This window comes from Methylobacterium sp. J-048 (genome assembly GCF_022829515.1).
Taxonomy (GTDB): domain Bacteria; phylum Pseudomonadota; class Alphaproteobacteria; order Rhizobiales; family Beijerinckiaceae; genus Methylobacterium.
The window spans coordinates 1-18,546 of the sequence record NZ_JAKSYL010000296.1 but is presented as its reverse complement, the minus strand read 5'-3'; the positions used below and the strand labels follow the sequence as shown (position 1 = coordinate 18,546).

At 68.8% G+C, this 18,546-nt stretch carries 9 protein-coding genes; 5 read left to right on the top strand and 4 right to left on the bottom strand.

What is annotated here, in order from left to right:
• Positions 1–535 precede the first annotated feature (535 nt).
• On the top strand, positions 536–1,729 hold the full coding sequence (locus tag MKL09_RS30365; protein ID WP_244025670.1) for a lytic murein transglycosylase: 1,194 nt from the start codon (positions 536–538) through the stop codon (positions 1,727–1,729).
• A gap of 698 nt (positions 1,730–2,427) precedes the next feature.
• Positions 2,428–4,116, top strand: coding sequence for a methyl-accepting chemotaxis protein (locus MKL09_RS30360; protein WP_279606214.1), 1,689 nt, complete (start codon positions 2,428–2,430; stop codon positions 4,114–4,116).
• A gap of 89 nt (positions 4,117–4,205) precedes the next feature.
• Here MKL09_RS30360 and rplS read toward each other — a convergent pair whose 3' ends face one another.
• The 3 genes from rplS to argB all read right to left on the bottom strand — a co-directional run bounded on the left by rplS (position 4,206) and on the right by argB (position 6,679).
• Positions 4,206–4,610, bottom strand: coding sequence for a 50S ribosomal protein L19 (rplS, locus tag MKL09_RS30355; protein WP_244025668.1), 405 nt, complete (start codon positions 4,608–4,610; stop codon positions 4,206–4,208).
• A 135-nt stretch (positions 4,611–4,745) separates the two neighbouring features.
• Complete coding sequence (locus MKL09_RS30350) at positions 4,746–5,501, bottom strand: pyrimidine 5'-nucleotidase (RefSeq protein ID WP_244025733.1); 756 nt, start codon at positions 5,499–5,501, stop codon at positions 4,746–4,748.
• Positions 5,502–5,785: 284 nt separating this feature from the next.
• Positions 5,786–6,679, bottom strand: a complete 894-nt coding sequence (gene argB / locus MKL09_RS30345; RefSeq protein WP_244025667.1) for an acetylglutamate kinase — start codon at positions 6,677–6,679, stop codon at positions 5,786–5,788.
• Between the two features lie 325 nt (positions 6,680–7,004).
• Between argB and MKL09_RS30340 the strand changes: the two genes are divergently transcribed.
• From MKL09_RS30340 to MKL09_RS30330, 3 genes are all read left to right on the top strand, one after another.
• Positions 7,005–8,360: a UDP-glucose dehydrogenase family protein gene (locus MKL09_RS30340; RefSeq protein ID WP_244025666.1), complete on the top strand. Its 1,356-nt coding sequence runs from the start codon at positions 7,005–7,007 to the stop codon at positions 8,358–8,360.
• A gap of 369 nt (positions 8,361–8,729) precedes the next feature.
• Positions 8,730–16,175 carry a type I polyketide synthase gene (locus MKL09_RS30335; protein WP_244025665.1) on the top strand — a complete coding sequence of 2,482 codons (7,446 nt, stop codon included), beginning with the start codon at positions 8,730–8,732 and terminating at the stop codon, positions 16,173–16,175.
• The gene (locus tag MKL09_RS30330; protein ID WP_244025664.1) at positions 16,172–17,539 is read left to right on the top strand and encodes an aminotransferase class I/II-fold pyridoxal phosphate-dependent enzyme; all 1,368 of its coding nucleotides are present in this window, start codon (positions 16,172–16,174) and stop codon (positions 17,537–17,539) included. The genes MKL09_RS30335 and MKL09_RS30330 overlap by 4 nt, the downstream gene beginning before the upstream one ends.
• A 136-nt stretch (positions 17,540–17,675) precedes the next feature.
• On the opposite strand, the gene MKL09_RS30325 is transcribed toward MKL09_RS30330, so the two are convergent.
• A partial coding sequence (locus tag MKL09_RS30325) for a polysaccharide biosynthesis/export family protein (RefSeq protein WP_244025663.1) occupies positions 17,676–18,546 on the bottom strand: 871 nt, incomplete at its 5' end.

The window sequence follows — 18,546 nt, the reverse complement described above, 5'->3', positions numbered from 1 at the left end:
CGATGAGAATGATTCCTGTCCATATGTACGGTCGTGAATTAATCAATTGCCGTCAAGGATCGTGGTAATTTGTATGACGCGGCGAAGTAAATTTCTCTAATGATCTTATTTGCATATATTGCTCTGATAATTATTATAAAAATTATCTTTCGATTCAATATTTGTATGATCGAGATAAGAAATCCGGATATCACTAGATCGTTCCTATTCGAGCTGGATAAACAAGGATGCGGGACCATACGGCAGCCGCCGGGGTTCAAGCAGGCCGGGGCCCGGAGGGAAGGGGCGCACGGCCTCTGAAAGGCTCTCGACGGAAGCGGGCCCGCTTCGAGCAAAAATCCCGTGGCCTCGCGCTTCCGCGAAGGCGGCAGGGCTTGCCGTCGCCTTGCCGTCACCCGGAGGCCGCGCGCCCGGACGATCGATGACCTGCTCGCCCGCAAACGCGGACGGCCGTCACGCGCGACCTAACCGGTCCTTAACCCTGGTATTGCCTGATTCGGCTGCCAGACAACGGACGTCGAACGGGAACGCCAGGATGCGGAATCACTCCCTCGGATCGGGCGTCGCGCTCGGGCTGCTCGTGGGCCTCGCCGCGATGCCGGCGCGCGCCGATTTCGACTCCTGCCTCGCGGGCATCCAGGGGCAGGCGGCGGCGGCCGGGGTGTCGGCCCAGACCTTCCAGGCGGCCACCCGCGGCATCAGCTACGACGACAAGGTGATCGAGCTCTCGCAGGCGCAGCCCGAGTTCAAGACGCCGATCTGGGACTACATGGCGGCGCTCGTGGATGACGAGCGGGTCGAGGACGGGCGTGCGGCCATGCGGCAGAACGCGGCCGCCCTGGCCCAGGCCGAATCGCGCTACGGGGTCGACCGCTACACGATCGCGGCAGTCTGGGGCGTCGAATCGAATTTCGGTAAGAACCTCGGCAAGATGCCCCTGGTGCAGTCGCTGGCGACGCTCGCCTGCTCGAACAACCGTCGCCGCGACTTCTTCCGGGGCGAGCTGATCGCCACTCTGCGGATCATCGAGCGCGGCGACATCGCGCCCGAGCGGCTGACCGGCTCCTGGGCCGGCGCCTTCGGCCAGACCCAGTTCATGCCGACCACCTATCACCGGCTCGCGGTCGACGGCGACGGCGACGGGCGGCGCGACGTGGTCGATTCGGTGGCCGACGCGGTCGGTTCCACGGCCAACTTCCTGCATGTGGCCAAGTGGCAGAACGGCCAGGTCTGGGGCTACGAGGTGAAGCTGCCCCGCAGCTTCAGCGTCGGCGCGGCCGGGCGCAAGAACAAGAAGCCGATCGCCCATTGGGCCTCCCTCGGCGTGACCCGGGTGGACGGCCGCCCGCTCTCGGGCGAGGGACCGGCCGGCATCATCGCGCCCGCCGGAATCGACGGGCCGGCCTTCCTGGTCACCCGGAACTTCGACGCGATCTACTCGTACAACGCGGCCGAATCCTACGGGCTCGCCATCGCGGTCCTGTCCGACCGCCTGCGCGGCAAGGCCGGCGTCCAGGCCGCCTGGCCCACCGACGATCCGCCCCTGTCCCGGGCCGAGCGGCGCGACCTCCAGACACGGCTGGCCGCCCGCGGCTACGATGTCGGCGAGCCGGACGGCAAGGTCGGCCAGAAGACCCGGGACGCGATCAAGGACGTGGAGCGCAAGCTCGGCATGAATCCCACGGGCCGCCCCGGCGGCAAGGTTCTGGAGGCCCTGCGCGGGAGTTGATCCCGACCGGCTCGCTAAGCGTGAATGTGGGTGTCCGCAGGGCTTGAAGCTCTTTGGCAAGGATCGGGGGCGAAGTCCCCGCAGCTCCGCTGCCTATCGCCCTGACTCGCAGGAGGTCTTCGATCCAGCCCTTTCAAGGTGTTTGGATCAGGCCGCACGCGAAGCGTGTTGCCAATTCCATCCATCGCTTCGATCCATACCTACAGGGTCGCCGGATCGAGCCGTTCGCTCTCCAGGCAGGACAACGGCCTGATGCAAGGCGGGAGGGACGGAGGCATGAAAAATGCCCCCGTCCCACGGGTTTGAGACCGGCTCCGTCGTGTCGGCACCAACCCCATCATTGCAGGGCCGCGAAGCGGAGCCCGGAGTGACGGGGAGGTTGAAAGAGCGGCCGCTGCAAGGACCCGGCGTCTGCGGCAAGCGCTCCGGCGCTGCGCCGTACTGCGATGCGGGCGTCGAACTAGATCTCGCCTCGCGATCGGATTAATTTTCGTGGGCTAATTAAATTCGTCATGCGCGTTCGAATCACCGTACATCACAAATAATTCCGAATAAATTGATAAGATAATCTTTTTATATTTATACAAAAATTGCAAACTATCGCGGTTTCTGAATACGATTTCGTCGGATTCGAATTTTGAATCCGAAAGATATTGCGTATTATAGAAGTCCTAGGTGCCCGTTGGGTCTGATTTGATATGAAAAATTCTCTTCTGCATCTGAGTCTGTCGCGTCGTATCGCCGTGATCGCTTTGTCGCCGGCCTTATTGATCGTATTGATTGGTGTTGGGGGTCTATATTTTTATTATCAAGAGATGATTGCGGTTCGGACTCAATCTCTACGCTATATGGTCGAGTTGGTCGTGTCCCATGCCCAGGCCCTCGACGGGCGGGTCAAGTCGGGCGCCATGACCAAGGAGGCCGCCCTGACGGAGCTGACCGAATCAACCATGGCGATGCGCTACGATGGCGGATCCAACTACATCTCGATCTACACGATGGACGGCGTCGCCGTCGCCGTGCCCGACCGCTCGATCCTCGGCAAGAACCGGATGGATTTCGAGGTTAACGGTGTAAAGATCACGCGTCTGGTCGTCGATGGCGTTAAGACGTCCGACACCCTGGTGGCCAGATACGACTTCCCCCGTCCCGGGCGGGACGGTGTGTCCACAAAGATAGCGTTCTCGGCTCGGTTCAAACCCTGGGATCTTGTCATCACCACCGGCGCCTATACCGACGACATCACGGAGGCGTTCCGGTCGGCGGCGATCACGGTGGTCGGTCTGCTCTTGGGCGTGCTGGCGCTGTCGGTGCTCGGATCGGTTCTGGTCGCGCGCAGCATCACCCGCCCGTTCGGCCGCTTGCACCGGCGGATGCAGGCGCTCGCGGACGGCGACATCACGAGCCCGGTCTCCGACGCCGACCGGTGGGACGAGATCGGCCGGATGGCCGGCACCGTCGAGGTGTTCCGCCAGGCCCTGGTCGCCAAGGGCGAGATGGATGTGGCCGCCGCGCGGGACGCCGAGGCCAAGATCGAGCGGGCTCAGGCCCTCGATGCCCTCACCCGGCAGTTCGAGGGCAGCGCCGGGACTCTGATGCAGGGTCTGACCTCCGCCGCCACGGAGATGCAGGCCAATGCCGCCACGATGGCGCAGAGCGCGGCGCAGACCAGCGCGCGTTCGGCCCATGTCGCCGAGGCCGCGCAGGAGACCTCGGCGAGCGTACAGACCGTGGCTGCGGCGACCGAGGAGATGTCGACGACCATTCGGGAGATCTCCGGCCAGATGGCGCGCTCCTCGGCCATGACCGCGCAGGCGGCGACGGAAGCGCAGCGCACCGACGCGATCGTGCGCGACCTGGCCGAGGGCGCGGAGAAGATCGGCGCCGTGGCGAGCATGATCGCGGCGATCGCCGGCCAGACGAATCTCCTGGCCCTCAACGCCACGATCGAAGCGGCCCGAGCCGGCGAGGCCGGGCGCGGCTACGCGGTGGTCGCCTCCGAGGTGAAGGACCTCGCCAACCAGACCGCGCAGGCGACGGCGGAGATCGCGACCCGGATCGGAGCCGTGCAGGCTTCGACCCGGCAGGCGGTCGAGGCGATCCAGGAGATCGGCCGCACCGTCGCCGAGGTCAACACGCTAGCCACCAGCGTCGCGGCCGCGATCGAGGAGCAGGAAGCGACCACCGGCGAGATCGTGCGCAGCGTCGCGCAGGCGGCGGACGGCACCAGCACGGTGACGGGCAACATCGCCGATGTCTCGACCGCCGCCAGGGAATCCGGACAGGCGGCCGAGCAGGTGCTGGGTGCCGCGGCCGAGCTGTCGCAGAAGTCCGGACGGCTCTCCGCGGAGATCACAGGCTTCCTCGACCGCGTCCGGGCCGCCTGACCGGACCGCAAAAAAACCGGCCCGGCTGGAGCCGGACCGGTTGAAAAACCTCGGGTTCCCCCGGCCGCGAGCCGGAGGCGTCCCTATTCTTACTCGGCGGCGGCGGGCGTCGCGCCCTTCGCGGCGTCCTTGGTCTTGTAGCGGTCGGTACGCTCGACGATGCGGGCCGACTTCCCGCGGCGGTCGCGCAGGTAGTACAGCTTGGCCCGGCGCACCTTGCCGCGGCGGACGACCTTGATCGAATCGATCATCGGCGAGTGCACCGGGAAGACGCGCTCGACGCCCTCGCCGTAGGAGATCTTGCGGACCGTGAAGCTCTCGTTGAGGCCGCCGCCCTGGCGGCCGATGCAGACGCCCTCGTAGGCCTGGACGCGGGTGCGCTCGCCTTCCTTGACGCGGACGTTGACGATGAGCGTGTCGCCCGGCTCGAAATCGGGAATGGTCTTGGCCAGGCGCGCGACTTCCTCGCGCTCCAGCTGCTCGATGATGTTCATGGCATAGCTCCAGCCGTTGCGCCGTGCTGCCCCTCATGGGCGGCCGGCACCAGGATTTCGGCGATCCTGTTGTGAGTTGGGCGGCTCTCTACAGGATCGCCGCCGGCTTGTCGATTGCGGATCCGCGTCGCCCGGTCAGGGGCGATCCGCTCCCGGCGCTGCGCCTGCAACCTGGGGCAGCACGCAGGCGGACAGGAAGGCGGCCAGATCGTCCGTGATGTGGTCGATATGCGACTCGCGCACCGCCTCCTGCTCGAAGGCCTCGCGATAGGGATCGACGATCTTGGGGACCACCAGCACGGTGGCCATGCCGAGATCGTGCGGCACCGCGAGGTTGCGGGCGATGTCCTCGAACAGGACCGCCCGGGTCGGTTCGACGTCGTGGGCCGCCAGGAAGCGCTCGTAGGTCGAGCGCTCGGGCTTGGGGACGAAATTGGCGGCGGCGATGTCGAACACGTCCTCGAAATGGTCGAGGATGCCGAGCTTGGCCGCGACGTTCTCGGCGTGCCGGCGCGACCCGTTGGTCAGGATCAGCTTGCGCCCGGGCAGCCGCTCGATCGCGTCGCCGAGGTCCTGGTCGAGCTTGATCGTCGAGTGATCGATGTCGTGGGCGAAATCGAGGAAGTCGTGCGGGTCGACCCCGTCCTCCGCCAGCAGCGCCGTCAGGGTCGTGCCGTAGCGATGGTAGAAGTATTTCTGCAGGGCGCGCGCCGAGATGCCGTCGAGCCCGTAGAGGCGCATCACGTAGAGGGTGATGCGCTCGTCCACCTGCGGCCAGACCTGCGCGTCGCTCGGATAGAGCGTGTTGTCGAGGTCGAACACCCAGGTGTCGACATCGGTAAACCCCCGGGACGCGGGGGTGGTGAACTGGGCTTTCTCCGGGTGGTGCACCGTGTGCCTTTGCAATCCGGATTCCGGGTGACTCTTGGGCTTGACCCGATCGCGGTGCAATCGACCCTGGCACTAAGTCTTTGTCATGACGCGCGCATGTCTGCCGGATCCAAGTCCGATTCAGTCGTGAGCGCTTCACATCCCTTCGGAATCGATAGGCGGGCACCGCCAAGCTTGCAAGGCTGGCTTGCGCGAGGCTGAGCCGGGACGACGAAAATGCATGGCCGGTGCGGAGGTTTCCGCGTCCGATTCGCCTGGTCGTCGTCCCGCAGGGCGGCGGGGGCTCAGCCCCGCCGGATCAGGGTGCCGGCACCGTAATCGGTGAACAGCTCCAGCAGCACCGCGTGGTTGACCTTGCCGTCCAGGATGACCACCGCCTCCACGCCGCGCTCGATCGCGTACATGCAGGTCTCGATCTTGGGGATCATGCCGCCCGTGATGGTGCCGTCGGCGATCAGGCGGCGGCAATCCTCCACGGTCAGCTCCGGGATCAGCTTCTTGTCCTTGTCGAGCACGCCCGGGACGTCGGTGAGCAGCAGCAGGCGCTTGGCCCGGAGTGCCCCCGCGATGGCGCCCGCGAAGGTGTCGGCATTGACGTTGTAGGTCTGCCCGTCCGCCCCGTAGGCGACCGGGGCCAGCACCGGGATCAACTCCGCCTTCAGAACCGCGTCGAGGACGCCGCGCTCGACATGGTCCGGCTCGCCGACGAGGCCGAGATCGACGGCCTGCTCGGTGTGATTCTCCGGGTCGATCACGGTCTTCATGGCCCGCTTGGCGCGGACCATGTTGCCGTCCTTGCCGCACAGGCCGATGGCCCGGCCGCCCTCGGCCGAGATCCAGCCGACGATCTGCTTGTTGATCGAGCCCGCCAGGACCATCTCGACCACCTCGACGGTGGCCTCGTCGGTGACCCGCAGGCCGCCGCGGAACTCTGACTGGATGCCGAGCCGGTCGAGCATCTTGCCGATCTGCGGCCCGCCGCCATGCACCACGATCGGCTTGAGGCCGGATTGCTCCAGCAGGACGATGTCCTCGGCGAAATCCTCCGCCGCCGCGCGGTCGCCCATGGCGTGGCCGCCATACTTGATGACCACGATCTCCTGGTCGTAGCGCTGCATGTGGGGCAGCGCCTGGGCCAGGACTTCGGCGCGCACGTGCACGTTCGGCAATTCGGTCATCGTGGTCCTTCGCCGATTTTTTGATGGGGCCTGTTTTTGATGAGGCTTGGCGGCGCCCGGCCTCGTCGGCCGGCGGGCGCGCTTCTACAGGAAGCCGACCGCGCTGCGAAGCCGCGAACGCACCGGTTGGCGTTTTGCGATGGCGACAGGATCCGGCCGCCGTCAAGCGGACCGAGGCGGCGCTGTCAAAAAACAGTCGTGTTTTCGCGGTGTTGCATGCTGGCGACAGAAACCGGCGCTGCCGAGCGGTCCGGGTTGCATCGCCGCTGGTCCCGGATCATGCTGCATTGCAGCGAGCCGCGCGGCGGGCTGCCGGGAGGGCTGTATGCGGATTGCGATGATTGGGGCCGGGTATGTCGGCCTGGTCTCCGGAGCGTGCCTGGCCGATTTCGGCCACAGCGTGGTCTGCATCGACCGCGACCCGGGCAAGATCGCGAGCCTGAACGACGGCCGCATGCCGATTTACGAGCCCGGCCTCGATGCCCTGGTCGCCGAGAACGTCCGGCAAGGCCGGCTCGCCTTCGGGACGAGCCTGCGGGAGGCGGTGGCCGAGGCCGACGCGGTGTTCATCGCGGTGGGCACCCCATCCCGTCGGGGCGACGGCTTCGCCGACCTGTCCTTCGTGTTCGACGCGGCCCGGGAGATCGCCGGGGCGCTGTCGGGCTTCACCGTGGTGGTGACCAAGTCGACCGTGCCGGTGGGCACCGGCGACGAGGTCGAGCGCATCATCCGCGAGATCCGGCCCGAGGCGGACGTCGCCGTGGCCTCCAACCCCGAATTCCTGCGCGAGGGCGCGGCGATCTCCGACTTCAAGCGCCCCGACCGCATCGTGGTCGGCAGCGAGGATCCCCGGGCCGAGGCGGTGATGCGCGAGGTCTACCGGCCGCTCTATCTCAACGCCGCCCCGATCGTGGTGACGAGCCGCCGCACCGCGGAGCTGACCAAGTACGCCGCCAACGCGTTCCTGGCCGCCAAGATCACCTTCATCAACGAGATCGCCGATCTGTGCGAGGAAGTCGGTGCCGACGTGCAGCAGGTCGCCCGCGGCATCGGCCTCGACAACCGGATCGGCGGCAAGTTCCTGCATGCCGGTCCCGGCTACGGCGGCTCGTGCTTCCCCAAGGATACGCTCGCCCTGGTCAAGACCGCCCAGGATGCCGGCACGCCGCTGCGGCTGGTCGAGACCGTGGTGGCGGTCAACGACCAGCGCAAGCGCGCCATGGCCCGCAAGGTGATCAAGGCCTGCGGCGGCAGCGTCCGGGGCAAGACCGTGTCGCTGCTCGGCCTGACCTTCAAGCCCGACACCGACGACATGCGCGAGGCGCCGTCCCTGTCGATCGTGGCCGGGCTCCAGGATGCCGGCGCCAAGGTCCGCGCCTACGATCCGGAGGGGATGGAGCAGGCGCGCGCGCTGATGCCGGACGTGGACTATGCCGAGAACGCCTATGCCTGCGCGGAGGATGCCGACGCCCTGGTGATCGTCACCGAGTGGAACGCCTTCCGGGCCCTCGACCTCGACCGGCTGCGTCAGATCATGGCGTCCGCCGGGCCCGCGCCCGTGCTGGTCGACCTGCGCAACATCTACGATCCCGAGACGGCCGAACGCCACGGTTTCAGCTATCGCGGCGTCGGACGATCCAAGGATAGCGCCAAGGATAACGCGCGTCCGGATGCGTCTTGAACGTCGCCCGGATGGCGTCGAGTCGTCGCATTGCGATGCCAGATCTGCAGGTTGCAGCAAAGATCTCTTTGGAAAACCCTCGCGATGCCGGTAGACGGGGCCCGTTCGACGGTGCGCAACTGTGGCATTTCCATGGTCGCTTGACCGTCTCGACGGCTGGTCAAGCCAAGCAGACTTGGCAATTCGCTGGTCGGCACTGGATAGCGGTCTGATGAATACATGTCACAGCCCAGCGCAATCTGGCCGGGCCGGGATGACGTTGCCTGGGGGCAGGTTGGACACCGCAATGGTGCCACAGTAAGGGGTGAGACGGTACTCACTCGTCGCGAGCCGAGCCGACTTCCGATAACGAGCGTGTGCGAACCGAACGTGACACAACGTACAGATATTGCGATCGTCGGACGCGCATGCCGACTGCCCGGGGCACCCAGTGTCGACGGGCTATGGCAACTCCTGTCCGAGGGCCGATGCGCCGTCAGCAAGGTCCCCAGTGACCGCTTCTCCCTCGACCGGTTTGCGCATCCGCGCGCCCAGGAGCGCGGGAAGAGCTACACCTGGGCCGCCGGCATCATCGACGACATCTGGTCGTTCGACCCCGCCGTGTTCGGCATCTCGCCCCGCGAGGCCGAGCAGATGGATCCGCAGCAGCGGATGCTGCTGGAACTGACCTGGGAAGCCCTTGAGGATGCGGGCCTCCGCCCGTCGAGCGTGGCCGGCAGCAACATCGGCGTGTTCGTCGGCGCCTCCTCGCTCGATTACGGCAACCTGCGCATTCTCGACGCGGCCTCGGGCGATGCCTACGCGGCCACCGGCAACACGCTCTCGATCATCTCGAACCGCATCTCGTACATCTTCGACCTGAAGGGTCCGAGCTTCACGGTCGACACCGCCTGCTCGTCCTCGCTCGTCGCCTTCGACAACGCCGTGCAGGCCATCCAGTCCGGCCGCGTGGACACCGCGGTCGTGGCCGGTGTCAACGTGCTGGCGAGCCCGTTCAACTTCATCTGCTTCTCCACCGCGCAGATGCTCTCGCGCACCGGCCTGTGCCAGGCGTTCTCGAAGAACGCCGACGGCTACGTGCGCTCCGAGGGCGGCGTGGTGTTCGTGCTGCAATCGGCCGAGGCCGCGCGGCGCAACGGCGCCACCGTGCGCGCCCGGATCGTGGCCTCGGGCATCAATTCCGACGGCCGCACCACCGGCATCTCGCTGCCGTCGGGCTACGCCCAGGGCGCCCTGCTGGAGCGGGTGTATCGCGACGCGGAGATCCGCCTCGACGACCTCGCCTTCATGGAGGCGCACGGCACCGGCACCCCGGTCGGCGATCCGATCGAGGCCTCGGCCATCGGGACCAAGCTCGGGCGCGGCCGCCAGGCGCCGCTGCCGATCGGCTCGATCAAGACCAACATCGGCCACACCGAGCCGGTCTCCGGCCTCGCCGGCCTGATGAAGGCGACGCTGGCGCTGGAGCACGACCTCGTGCCGCCATCCCTGCACGCGGCCGAGCTGAACCCCGACATCCCGTTCGACGAGCTCAACCTGAGCGTCGTCCGTGAGGCCCTGCCGATCAGCCGCGGCCCGCGCGAGCGCTATGCCGGCGTGAACTCCTTCGGCTTCGGCGGCACCAACGCGCACGTCGTGATCACCGACGGGAACGCGGGCGCGCCGTCGCAGGACGTCGCCTCGGCGCCGTCCGCCCAGGTGCTGCTGCTGTCGGCCCAGACCCGCGCCGCCCTGAACGAGCTCGCCCTCGATTACGCCGAGCGCTTCGAGGCCCAGCCCGGCCGGGTCGCCGCCGTGGCCGCCGCGGTGGCGCATCGGCGCGAGCGCATGCCCGCCCGCCTGGCGATCGCGCTGGACGGCAAGACCGACGTGGCCGCGTCCCTGCGCGCCGTCGGCGAGGGCGAGGACGCCCAGGACGCGTTCACCGGGACCGCGGTCGACCGCGCTGCCGAAGTGGCGTTCGTCTATTCCGGCAACGGCAGCCAGTGGGCCGGCATGGGCCGCGAGGCCTATGAGGAGAACCCAACCTTCCGGGCGGCGTTCGACCGGGTCGACACCCTGTTCCAGACCTATGCCGACTGGTCGCTGAAGCAGGCCTTCTACGCCGAGGACCTGGACGAGCGCCTGGCGCTCACCAGCGTCTCGCAGCCGTTGATCTTCGCCATCGAGAGCGCCTCGACCGCGGCCCTCAAGGCCAAGGGCCTGATCCCGTCCTACGTGCTCGGCCACAGCGTCGGCGAGATCGCCGCCGCCGAGGCGGCCGGCATCCTCACCCTTGAGGACGCGGTCCGGGTCATCTACTACCGCAGCCACCACCAGGAGACGACGCACGGCCAGGGCACCATGGCGGTGCTGCTGATGCCGGCCGAGGAGGTCGAAGCCTTCCTCAAGGATTACCCGTCCCTGGACATCGCCGCCTATAACAGCCCCAAGGCCGTGACGGTCGCCGGGCCGGTGGCCGATATCGAGGCCGCCCTCAAGGCGCTGTCGCGCAAGCGCCGCCGGGGCCGCAAGCTCGACCTCGCCTACGCCTTCCACGGCCGGCTCATGGACCCGACCGAGAAGCCGCTGCTGCGCGATCTCGCCGGGCTCAAGGCCCGCGCCGGCACCACCGCGATGGTCTCGACCGTCACCGGCGCCGTGCTGGAGGGCGACAATTTCGGCGCCGGCTACTGGTGGCGCAACATCCGCGAGCCGGTGCGTTTCAGCGAGGCCGTGCAGGATGCCACCCGCCGCGGCGCTCGGGTGTTCGTCGAGGTCGGCCCGCGCGCGACCCTGATGTCCCATGTCGGCGACGCGGTCGAGCCGCTCGGCATCGAGACCGCCACGGTCGGCGTGATGCACCGCAAGGCCTCGGGCGGCGACCCGATCGCCAAGGCGGTCAGCGCCGCCCTGGTCCAGGGCGCCCAGGTCGACGAGGCCCTGCTCTTCGGCGACGCGCCCCGTGGCGATGTACGCCTGCCGACCTATCCCTGGCAGCGGCGCCCGTTCCGCCTCGCCGACACCCCCGAGAGCGTCGGCGCGATGAGCGCCCGCCCCTACCACCCGCTGATCGGCTCGCGGACCACCTTCGACGGCCTGGAGTGGAACGGCTTCGTCGATCCGTCGACCCTGCCGGAGCTGGAGGATCACAGCGTCGAAGGCCAGGTGATCATGCCCGGCGCCGGCTTCGTCGAGATGGCGCTGGCCTGCGTCCGCGAGGCGATGCGCCACGACGAGGTGGTGCTGGCGGATTTCGAGATCCTGTCGCCCATGGTGTTCGCCGAGGAGGCGCTGCGCGAGGTCGCGGTGCGCCTGTCGGGCACCGGCAACGGCATCCAGGTGCTCAGCCGTCCGCGCCTGACGCAGACGCCCTGGCAACTCCACGCCCAGGCCAAGATCGTCGACGGCACGTTCACGGCCCCGAAGGCGCCCGACCTCAACGGGTTCGACTTCGACACGGCCGGCGAGCAGGTCCTGAGCGGCGAGGCGCTCTACGCCCGCGCCCGTGCCTCCGGCCTGGCGTTCGGCCCGAGCTTCCGGCAGGTCGCCATGAGCGCCCGGCTCGATGACGCGACGATCGTGTCGGACCTGCTGCCGGCCGAGGCCGACAGCCGCTTCACCCTGGTTCCGGCCCGGCTCGACGCCTGCTTCCACGGGCTGATCCTGCTGTTCGCGGACCTGCTCGGCGAGAATGCCGGTAAGGCCTACATCCCGGTGCGCTTCGGCGAGGTCCGGCTGCTGCGCCCCGGCGCGGTGATCACCCGCTCGGTGATCCGGACGCGTCGCTGCAACGAGCGCTCGATCCTGGCCGACTTCACCCTGCTCGACGCCGACGGCGCGGTCGTCGCCACGATCCGCGAAGGCCGCTTCCAGGCCTTGCGCGCCAAGGGCGGCGGCGACCTCTCCGCCTTCGCGATCTCGCAGGTGCCGGAACTCGCCACCGAGCCGACCGCGATCCCGATGGAGCGCCGGCCGAGCGTGGCCGCGCGCCTGCGCCCGCTCACCGCCGAGGCGAAGGGGCCGGCCGATGCCGCCCTGTCGCCGGGCCACCTCCTGCTGGAAGGTTGGGCGACCTCGCTCGCCTACCGCCTCGCCTCGGGGCTTGCGGACGGTGGAACCGTCTCGGTCACGGACCGGCGTGTGCCGGAGGCCCTGCGGCCCTGGCTGCTCAACGCCCTCTACGCGCTCGAAAGCAGCGGGCTCGCGGAACGTGCCGGCCAGAACTGGACCCTCGGCGAAGACGGCTCGGCGCTGCCGGCCCCCGACGAGATCATGCGCTGGATCGCCGGCGACCATCCGGATCTCTCGGCCGAGCTGGTGCTGATCGCCGATGTCGGCGCCATGGTCGACCGCCTGCTCGCGGGCAAGCTGACCGACGCCCCGGCCCTGCCCCAGGGCGCCATCGACGCCTTCGTGATGCGCTCGGCCACCGCGCGCCACACCGCCGACCTGGTCGCCGACCTGATCGAGAAGAGCCGCGGCCAGCTCCCGAAGGAGCGCGCCCTGCGGGTGCTGCAGGTCGGTTTCGGCCCGCTCTCGGCCCAGGCCGCGGCCTTCGCCGCCGCCGCCGAGGCCCGGCTCACCGTGTTCGAGACCGACCGCAGGCTCGCCGAGCGCGCCCGCCTGTCGCTGACCCACGGCGCCACCGTCGTCGAGGCGGCCGACGAACTCGCCTCCGGCAGCTTCGACCTGATCCTGGCGGCCGGCAGCCTGCATCGTGGCGAGCGCAGCCTGCCGGGCCAGCTCGCCGGAGCCCTCGCCACCGGCGGCCTGCTGGTGGCCGTGGAGCCGGGCGCGTCCCTGTTCCGCGACCTCGTGTTCGGCCTCACCAACGGCTGGTTCGAGGAAGCCGTCGGCGGGATGCCGGTCGGGCGCCTTGAGGATATCGAGGGCTGGCAGCGCACGCTCAGTGCCCACGGCCTGGTCAAGGTCGCGGTCGAGCGCGCGGCTTCGGCCAATGGCGACGACCTGTTGCTGGTCGCCGAGGCTCCGGTGCGTCCGGGCCCGGCCCCGGCCCAGAGCTTCGCCTTCGTGATCGGTTCGGACGACGAGTTCGCGGCCGAGACCGCCTCCTCCCTGGCGACCCTGCTGGTCGCGGGCGGCGTGCATGTCTCGATCATCCTCGACTCCGAGACCTCGCTGATGGAGCTGGAGAAGGAGACCCCCGACACGGTGGTGTTCCTGGCCGGCGCCTTCACCCGCGGCGGCGAGGCGGCCGAGCGTCTGCGCGACCGCTGCCTCAGCCTGAAGCGCTGCACCGAGCATCTCGGCTCCCGCCAGACCCGCCTGTGGGTCGTGGCGCCGGGCGCCACCCGTGATCGCGGCGGCCAGACCACCAACATCGAGGCCGGCGTGTGGGCGTTCTCGCGCACCCTCGCCAACGAGGCCCCGAACCTCGACGTGCGCCGCATCGACCTCTCGCCCGAGATGTCGTCGAAGCGCGCTTCCGAGCGCCTGCGCGACCTCATCCTCTCCGGCACGCCGGAGACCGAGATCGTGCTCGACGACGAGCGGACGCAGGTCGTGCGCTTCCATGCCGGCCGGCCGAAGCACCGGGATCCGGCGGATGCCGTCCCGGCCGAGGCCGCGCGCCTGGAGCGCAGCAACACCGGCGGCCTCAACGAGATGGTCTGGGGCCCGGCCGAGCGCCGTACCCCCGGCAAGGGCGAGATCGAGATCGCGGTCGAGGCCACCGGCCTCAACTTCCGCGACGTGCTCTGGGCGCTCTCGATGCTGCCCGAGGAGATCTTGGAGGACGGATTCGCCGGCCCCCGTCTCGGGCTCGAATGCGCCGGCCGGGTCACGGCCGTGGGTGCGGGCGTCAAGGGCTTCAAGGCCGGCGATCCGGTCGTCGCCTTCGCCCAGTCGGGCTTCGCCACCCACATCGTCGTGCCCGAGCTCGTGGTCGCGCCGATGCCGCAGGGTCTCGATCCGATGGCGGCGGCGACCGTGCCGGTGGCCTTCCTCACCGCCTATTACGGCCTCGTCTCCTGCGCCCGGATGCGGCGCGGCGAGTGGGTCCTGGTCCATGGCGGCGCGGGCGGCGTCGGCCTCGCCGCGCTGCAGATCGCCAAGCTGAAGGGTGCGCGGGTCATCGCCACCGCCGGCTCCCGCGAGAAGCGGGCCCTGGTGAAGGCGCTGGGTGCCGAGCACGTGCTCGATTCCCGCTCCCTCGCCTTCGTGGACGAGGTCCGGGCGATCACCGGCGACGGCGTCGACATCGTGCTGAACAGCCTGTTCGGCGAGGCGATGGAGCGCTCGCTCAACGCCCTGCGGCCGTTCGGCCGCTTCGTCGAGCTGGGCAAGCGCGACTACGTCGCCAACACCCATATCGGCCTGCGCCCGTTCCGGCGGAACCTCAGCTACTTCGGCGTCGACCTCGATCAGGTGATCCAGCACCAGGGCGACGACGGCGCGCGGATGTTCCGCGAAGTCATGGCGCTGTTCAACGACGGCGGCCTCAAGCCCCTGCCCTACCAGCCGTTCACCGCGGCCGAGACCTCGGACGCGTTCCGGCTGATGCAGCAATCCGGGCATATCGGGAAGATCGTGATCAGCCCGCCCAAGGCCGGCACGATCCTCAAGGACACGAAGCGGCCGTTTACGGTCTCGCCCGAGGGCGTCCACCTGGTGACCGGTGGCCTCGGCGGCTTCGGCCTGGAGGCGGCGCGCTGGCTCGTCGACAAGGGTGCCAAGCACTTGGTGCTCGCCGGCCGCAAGGGCGCGACCACCGACGAGGCCAAGGCGATCGTCGCCGAGCTCGCCGGGCGCGGCGTGACGGTCGAGGCCAAGGCGGTCGACATCACCAGCCGTTCGGCGGTGGACCGGCTGATCGCGGAGATCGAGCAGGGCGGCAGGAAGCTCGCCGGCGTGCTCCACGCCGCCGCGGTGCTCCAGGACGGTCTGATCGCCAACATCGATGCGGCTGCACTCGACGCGGTGATCGGTCCGAAGGTGATCGGCGCTCAGCATCTCGATGCCGCCACCCGGGACCGCAGCCTCGACTACTTCGTGATGTTCTCGTCGGCGACGACGTTCATCGGCAATCCCGGCCAGGGCTCCTACGTCGCCGCCAACGGCTTCATGGAAGGTCTGGCCCGGCAGCGCCGTCGCCGCGGCCTGCCCGCCTTGGCGGTGGCCTGGGGCGCGATCGGCGATGTCGGCATGCTCGCCCGCAACAAGGCGGTCATGGAAGGTCTCGCCGGCCGCGTCGGCGTGACCCCGATGGAGGCCCGCCGCTGCCTCGAATTGATGGCCGACGCGCTGGAAGCCCAGGGGACCTCGCCGGACGAGGCGGTGATCGCCATCGCGGCGATGCATTGGGGCAAGGCGCGCGAGCGGCTCGCCACCATGCGCTCCCCGAGCTACGCCGACCTCGGGTCGGACCAGCAGGTGGAGGCCGGCGGCGTCCAGGCGATCAACATCGGCGCCCTGCTCAAGGGCGGCGACGTGGACGCGGTCCGCAAGACCGTGTCGGACGCGATCGTCGAGGACATCGCCCGCATCCTGCGCCTGCCCAAGGACGATATCAGCCGGGTTCGCCAACTCTCCGAGATCGGCCTCGATTCGCTGATGGGCGTCGAGCTGGGCGCCAGCCTGCAGGAGCGCTTCGCCCTCGATGCGCCGCCGGCTGGCCTGTCGTCCGGCATGACGGTCAACGAACTGTCGGAGTCCTTAATTCAGGCGGTTTCGGCCCCCATGGATGAGGCCGCCGGTGTCGCGATGAGCCTCGTCTCGAAGCATATCGGTGGTGAGATCGACGCCCAGATGATGGCGCCGCTCCGGGAACTCATCGCGCAGACGTCCAGCGAGATCAAAGAGACCAACCCATGACCGATACGGCACGGCCTGACGGCGGGCGCGCGGCGCTCGCCGGCTTCGTGACGAACCGCCTCGGACGCGCGACGCCGCGCCCGGCGCCCGCGAAGGCGGCGTCCCCGGCCGGGAAATCGGCCGCGCAGAACTTCGAGAACCTGCCCGGCTACCGCGAGCTGCAGCTGCAGCGCCAGGCGGCGCAGCTGATCGGCTTGGGCAACCCGTTCTTCCGGGTCCACGACGCCAAGGCCGGCGCGACCACCCGGATCGACCAGAAGAGCTTCACTAACTTCTCGTCCTATGACTATCTCGGCCTGAACGGCCATCCGCGGGTCAGCAATGCCGCCCGCGAGGCGATCGAGGCCTACGGTACGTCGGCGTCGGCGAGCCGCGTGGTCGCGGGCGAGCGGCCGGGGCACATCAGCCTCGAGCAGGCGCTGGCCAAGCATTACCGTACCGAAGGGTGCATCGTGATGGTGAGCGGGCACGCCACCAACGTCACGACCATCGGCGCCCTGCTCGAAGCCGGCGACGTGATCTTCCACGACGCGCTGTCCCACAACAGCATCGTCACCGGCGCGCAGCTCTCCGGCGCCCAGCGGCGCTCCTTCTCGCATAACGATCTCGACGCCCTGGAGAGCCTGCTCCAGAACACCCGCCACGAGCACCGCCGGGCGCTGATCGTGGTCGAGGGCCTGTACAGCATGGACGGCGATGCGCCGGACCTGGCCGGGCTCGTCGCTCTCAAGAAGCGCTACGATGCCTGGCTGATGGTGGACGAGGCCCACGGCCTCGGCGTCACCGGCCGCACCGGGGCCGGCCTGTTCGAGCATTGCGGTGTCGACCCGAACGAGGTCGATATCTGGATGGGCACCCTGTCCAAGACGCTCTCGACCTGCGGCGGCTACATCTGCGGCCCGATCGCCCTGATCGAGTACCTCAAGCACACGGCCGGCGGTTTCGTGTACAGCGTCGGCATGTCGCCGCCGCTGGCCGCCGCCGCCGAGGCGGCCCTGGCGGTGATGCAGGCCGAGCCGGAGCGGGTCGAGCGCCTGCGCCAGAACGGCACGCTGTTCCTGGCGACCGCCAAGAAGCTCGGCCTCGATACCGGGTTCAGCCTCGGCCTCGCGGTCGTGCCGATCATCGTCGGCGACTCGCTGAAGGCCGTGACCCTGTCGGACCGGCTGTTCCGCCGCGGCATTAACGTGCAGCCGATCATCCACCCGGCGGTGCCGGAGCGGGCCTCGCGGCTGCGCTTCTTCCTGACCTCCGAGCACACCGCCGACCAGATCCGCGACACCGTAAACGCGGTGGCCGAGGAGATGGCGGCGATCGACAAGGGCGGCTCGCTGATCGAGCAACTGTTGGCCAAGCGCGGCTGAGTTTTTTCGGGCCGCGCGGGGATCCGGCGCGGTTCACCACCTGAGAATGCAAACAGGGCGCGGATACCATCCGCGCCCTGTTTGTGTTTTGGGGATGCTGGTTCCGCCGACTTGGTAGCCGGCGGGATTGCGTGGCCTACTTGGCGTAGGCGTAAGCCGTGGCGGCCGAGCTGAGCGGGCCGGTGACGCCGCTGAAGGCGGTCAACACCTTCTGGACTTCGGTGAACGGCGCGTTCGAGACGTAGATCAGGTCGCGGTTGCGCATCCGGAACGCCTGGGTGGTGAACAGGCTGTTGGGGTCGCGCATGTTGATCCGGTAGACCACCGGTACCAGCGGCGTGCCGGTGAGCTTGGTGGCCGGGTTCAGCCGGCGCACCACGCTGGCCGGCTCGAACCGAAAGATGAACGTCCCGGCCGGGTCGGCGGCGAAGTCCGACAGGCCGCGCGCCTTGGCCAGCGCCTGCGCCAGGGTGATGCCGTCGGCCTGGAACGGCAGTTCCGTGGCCTGGCCGAGCGCGCCCACCGCCAGGAAGGTCTGGGGATCGCGCACCAGGGTCAGCACGTCGTTGGGCCGCAGGTAGATGTTCTCCTTCGGGTTCGACACCACGGTCGTCAGCGGCACGGTCGCGGTGAGCGGCCCGCGCGACAGGCGCACGAAGGTCTCCGACACCGGCGAGCGGTTGCCGCCCGCGGCGGCGATGACGTCGAGGATGCGGTCGCCGTGGCCCGAGAGCGGCAGGCGGGCGCCGGCCGCGCCCTCGCCGGTGACGGTGACGGCCTGGCTGATCGGCCGTGTGACCGAGACCAGCACCTGCGGCTGGATGGCCTTGCCGGCGAGCTCGTTCTCGATCAGGCCCTGGACGTCTTGGGGCCGGCGTCCTGCGACCTTGATGCGCCCGGCATAGGGCACCGAGATCGCGCCGTCGCGGCCGACCGGCTGCTCGGGGATGAGGGCGGATTTGGAGCCGGCGGAGAACCGGTCGGCGACCAGCGGCCCGGAGAACAGG

What these genes read in the sequence shown, in the direction of transcription:
- MKL09_RS30365 (WP_244025670.1), top strand. Translation starts at nt 536, where the DNA reads ATGCGGAATCACTCCCTCGGATCGGGCGTCGCGCTCGGGCTGCTCGTG.
- MKL09_RS30330 (WP_244025664.1), top strand. Translation starts at nt 16,172, where the DNA reads ATGACCGATACGGCACGGCCTGACGGCGGGCGCGCGGCGCTCGCCGGC.
- MKL09_RS30340 (WP_244025666.1), top strand. Translation starts at nt 7,005, where the DNA reads ATGCGGATTGCGATGATTGGGGCCGGGTATGTCGGCCTGGTCTCCGGA.
- argB (WP_244025667.1), bottom strand. Translation starts at nt 6,679, where the DNA reads ATGACCGAATTGCCGAACGTGCACGTGCGCGCCGAAGTCCTGGCCCAG.
- rplS (WP_244025668.1), bottom strand. Translation starts at nt 4,610, where the DNA reads ATGAACATCATCGAGCAGCTGGAGCGCGAGGAAGTCGCGCGCCTGGCC.
- MKL09_RS30360 (WP_279606214.1), top strand. Translation starts at nt 2,428, where the DNA reads ATGAAAAATTCTCTTCTGCATCTGAGTCTGTCGCGTCGTATCGCCGTG.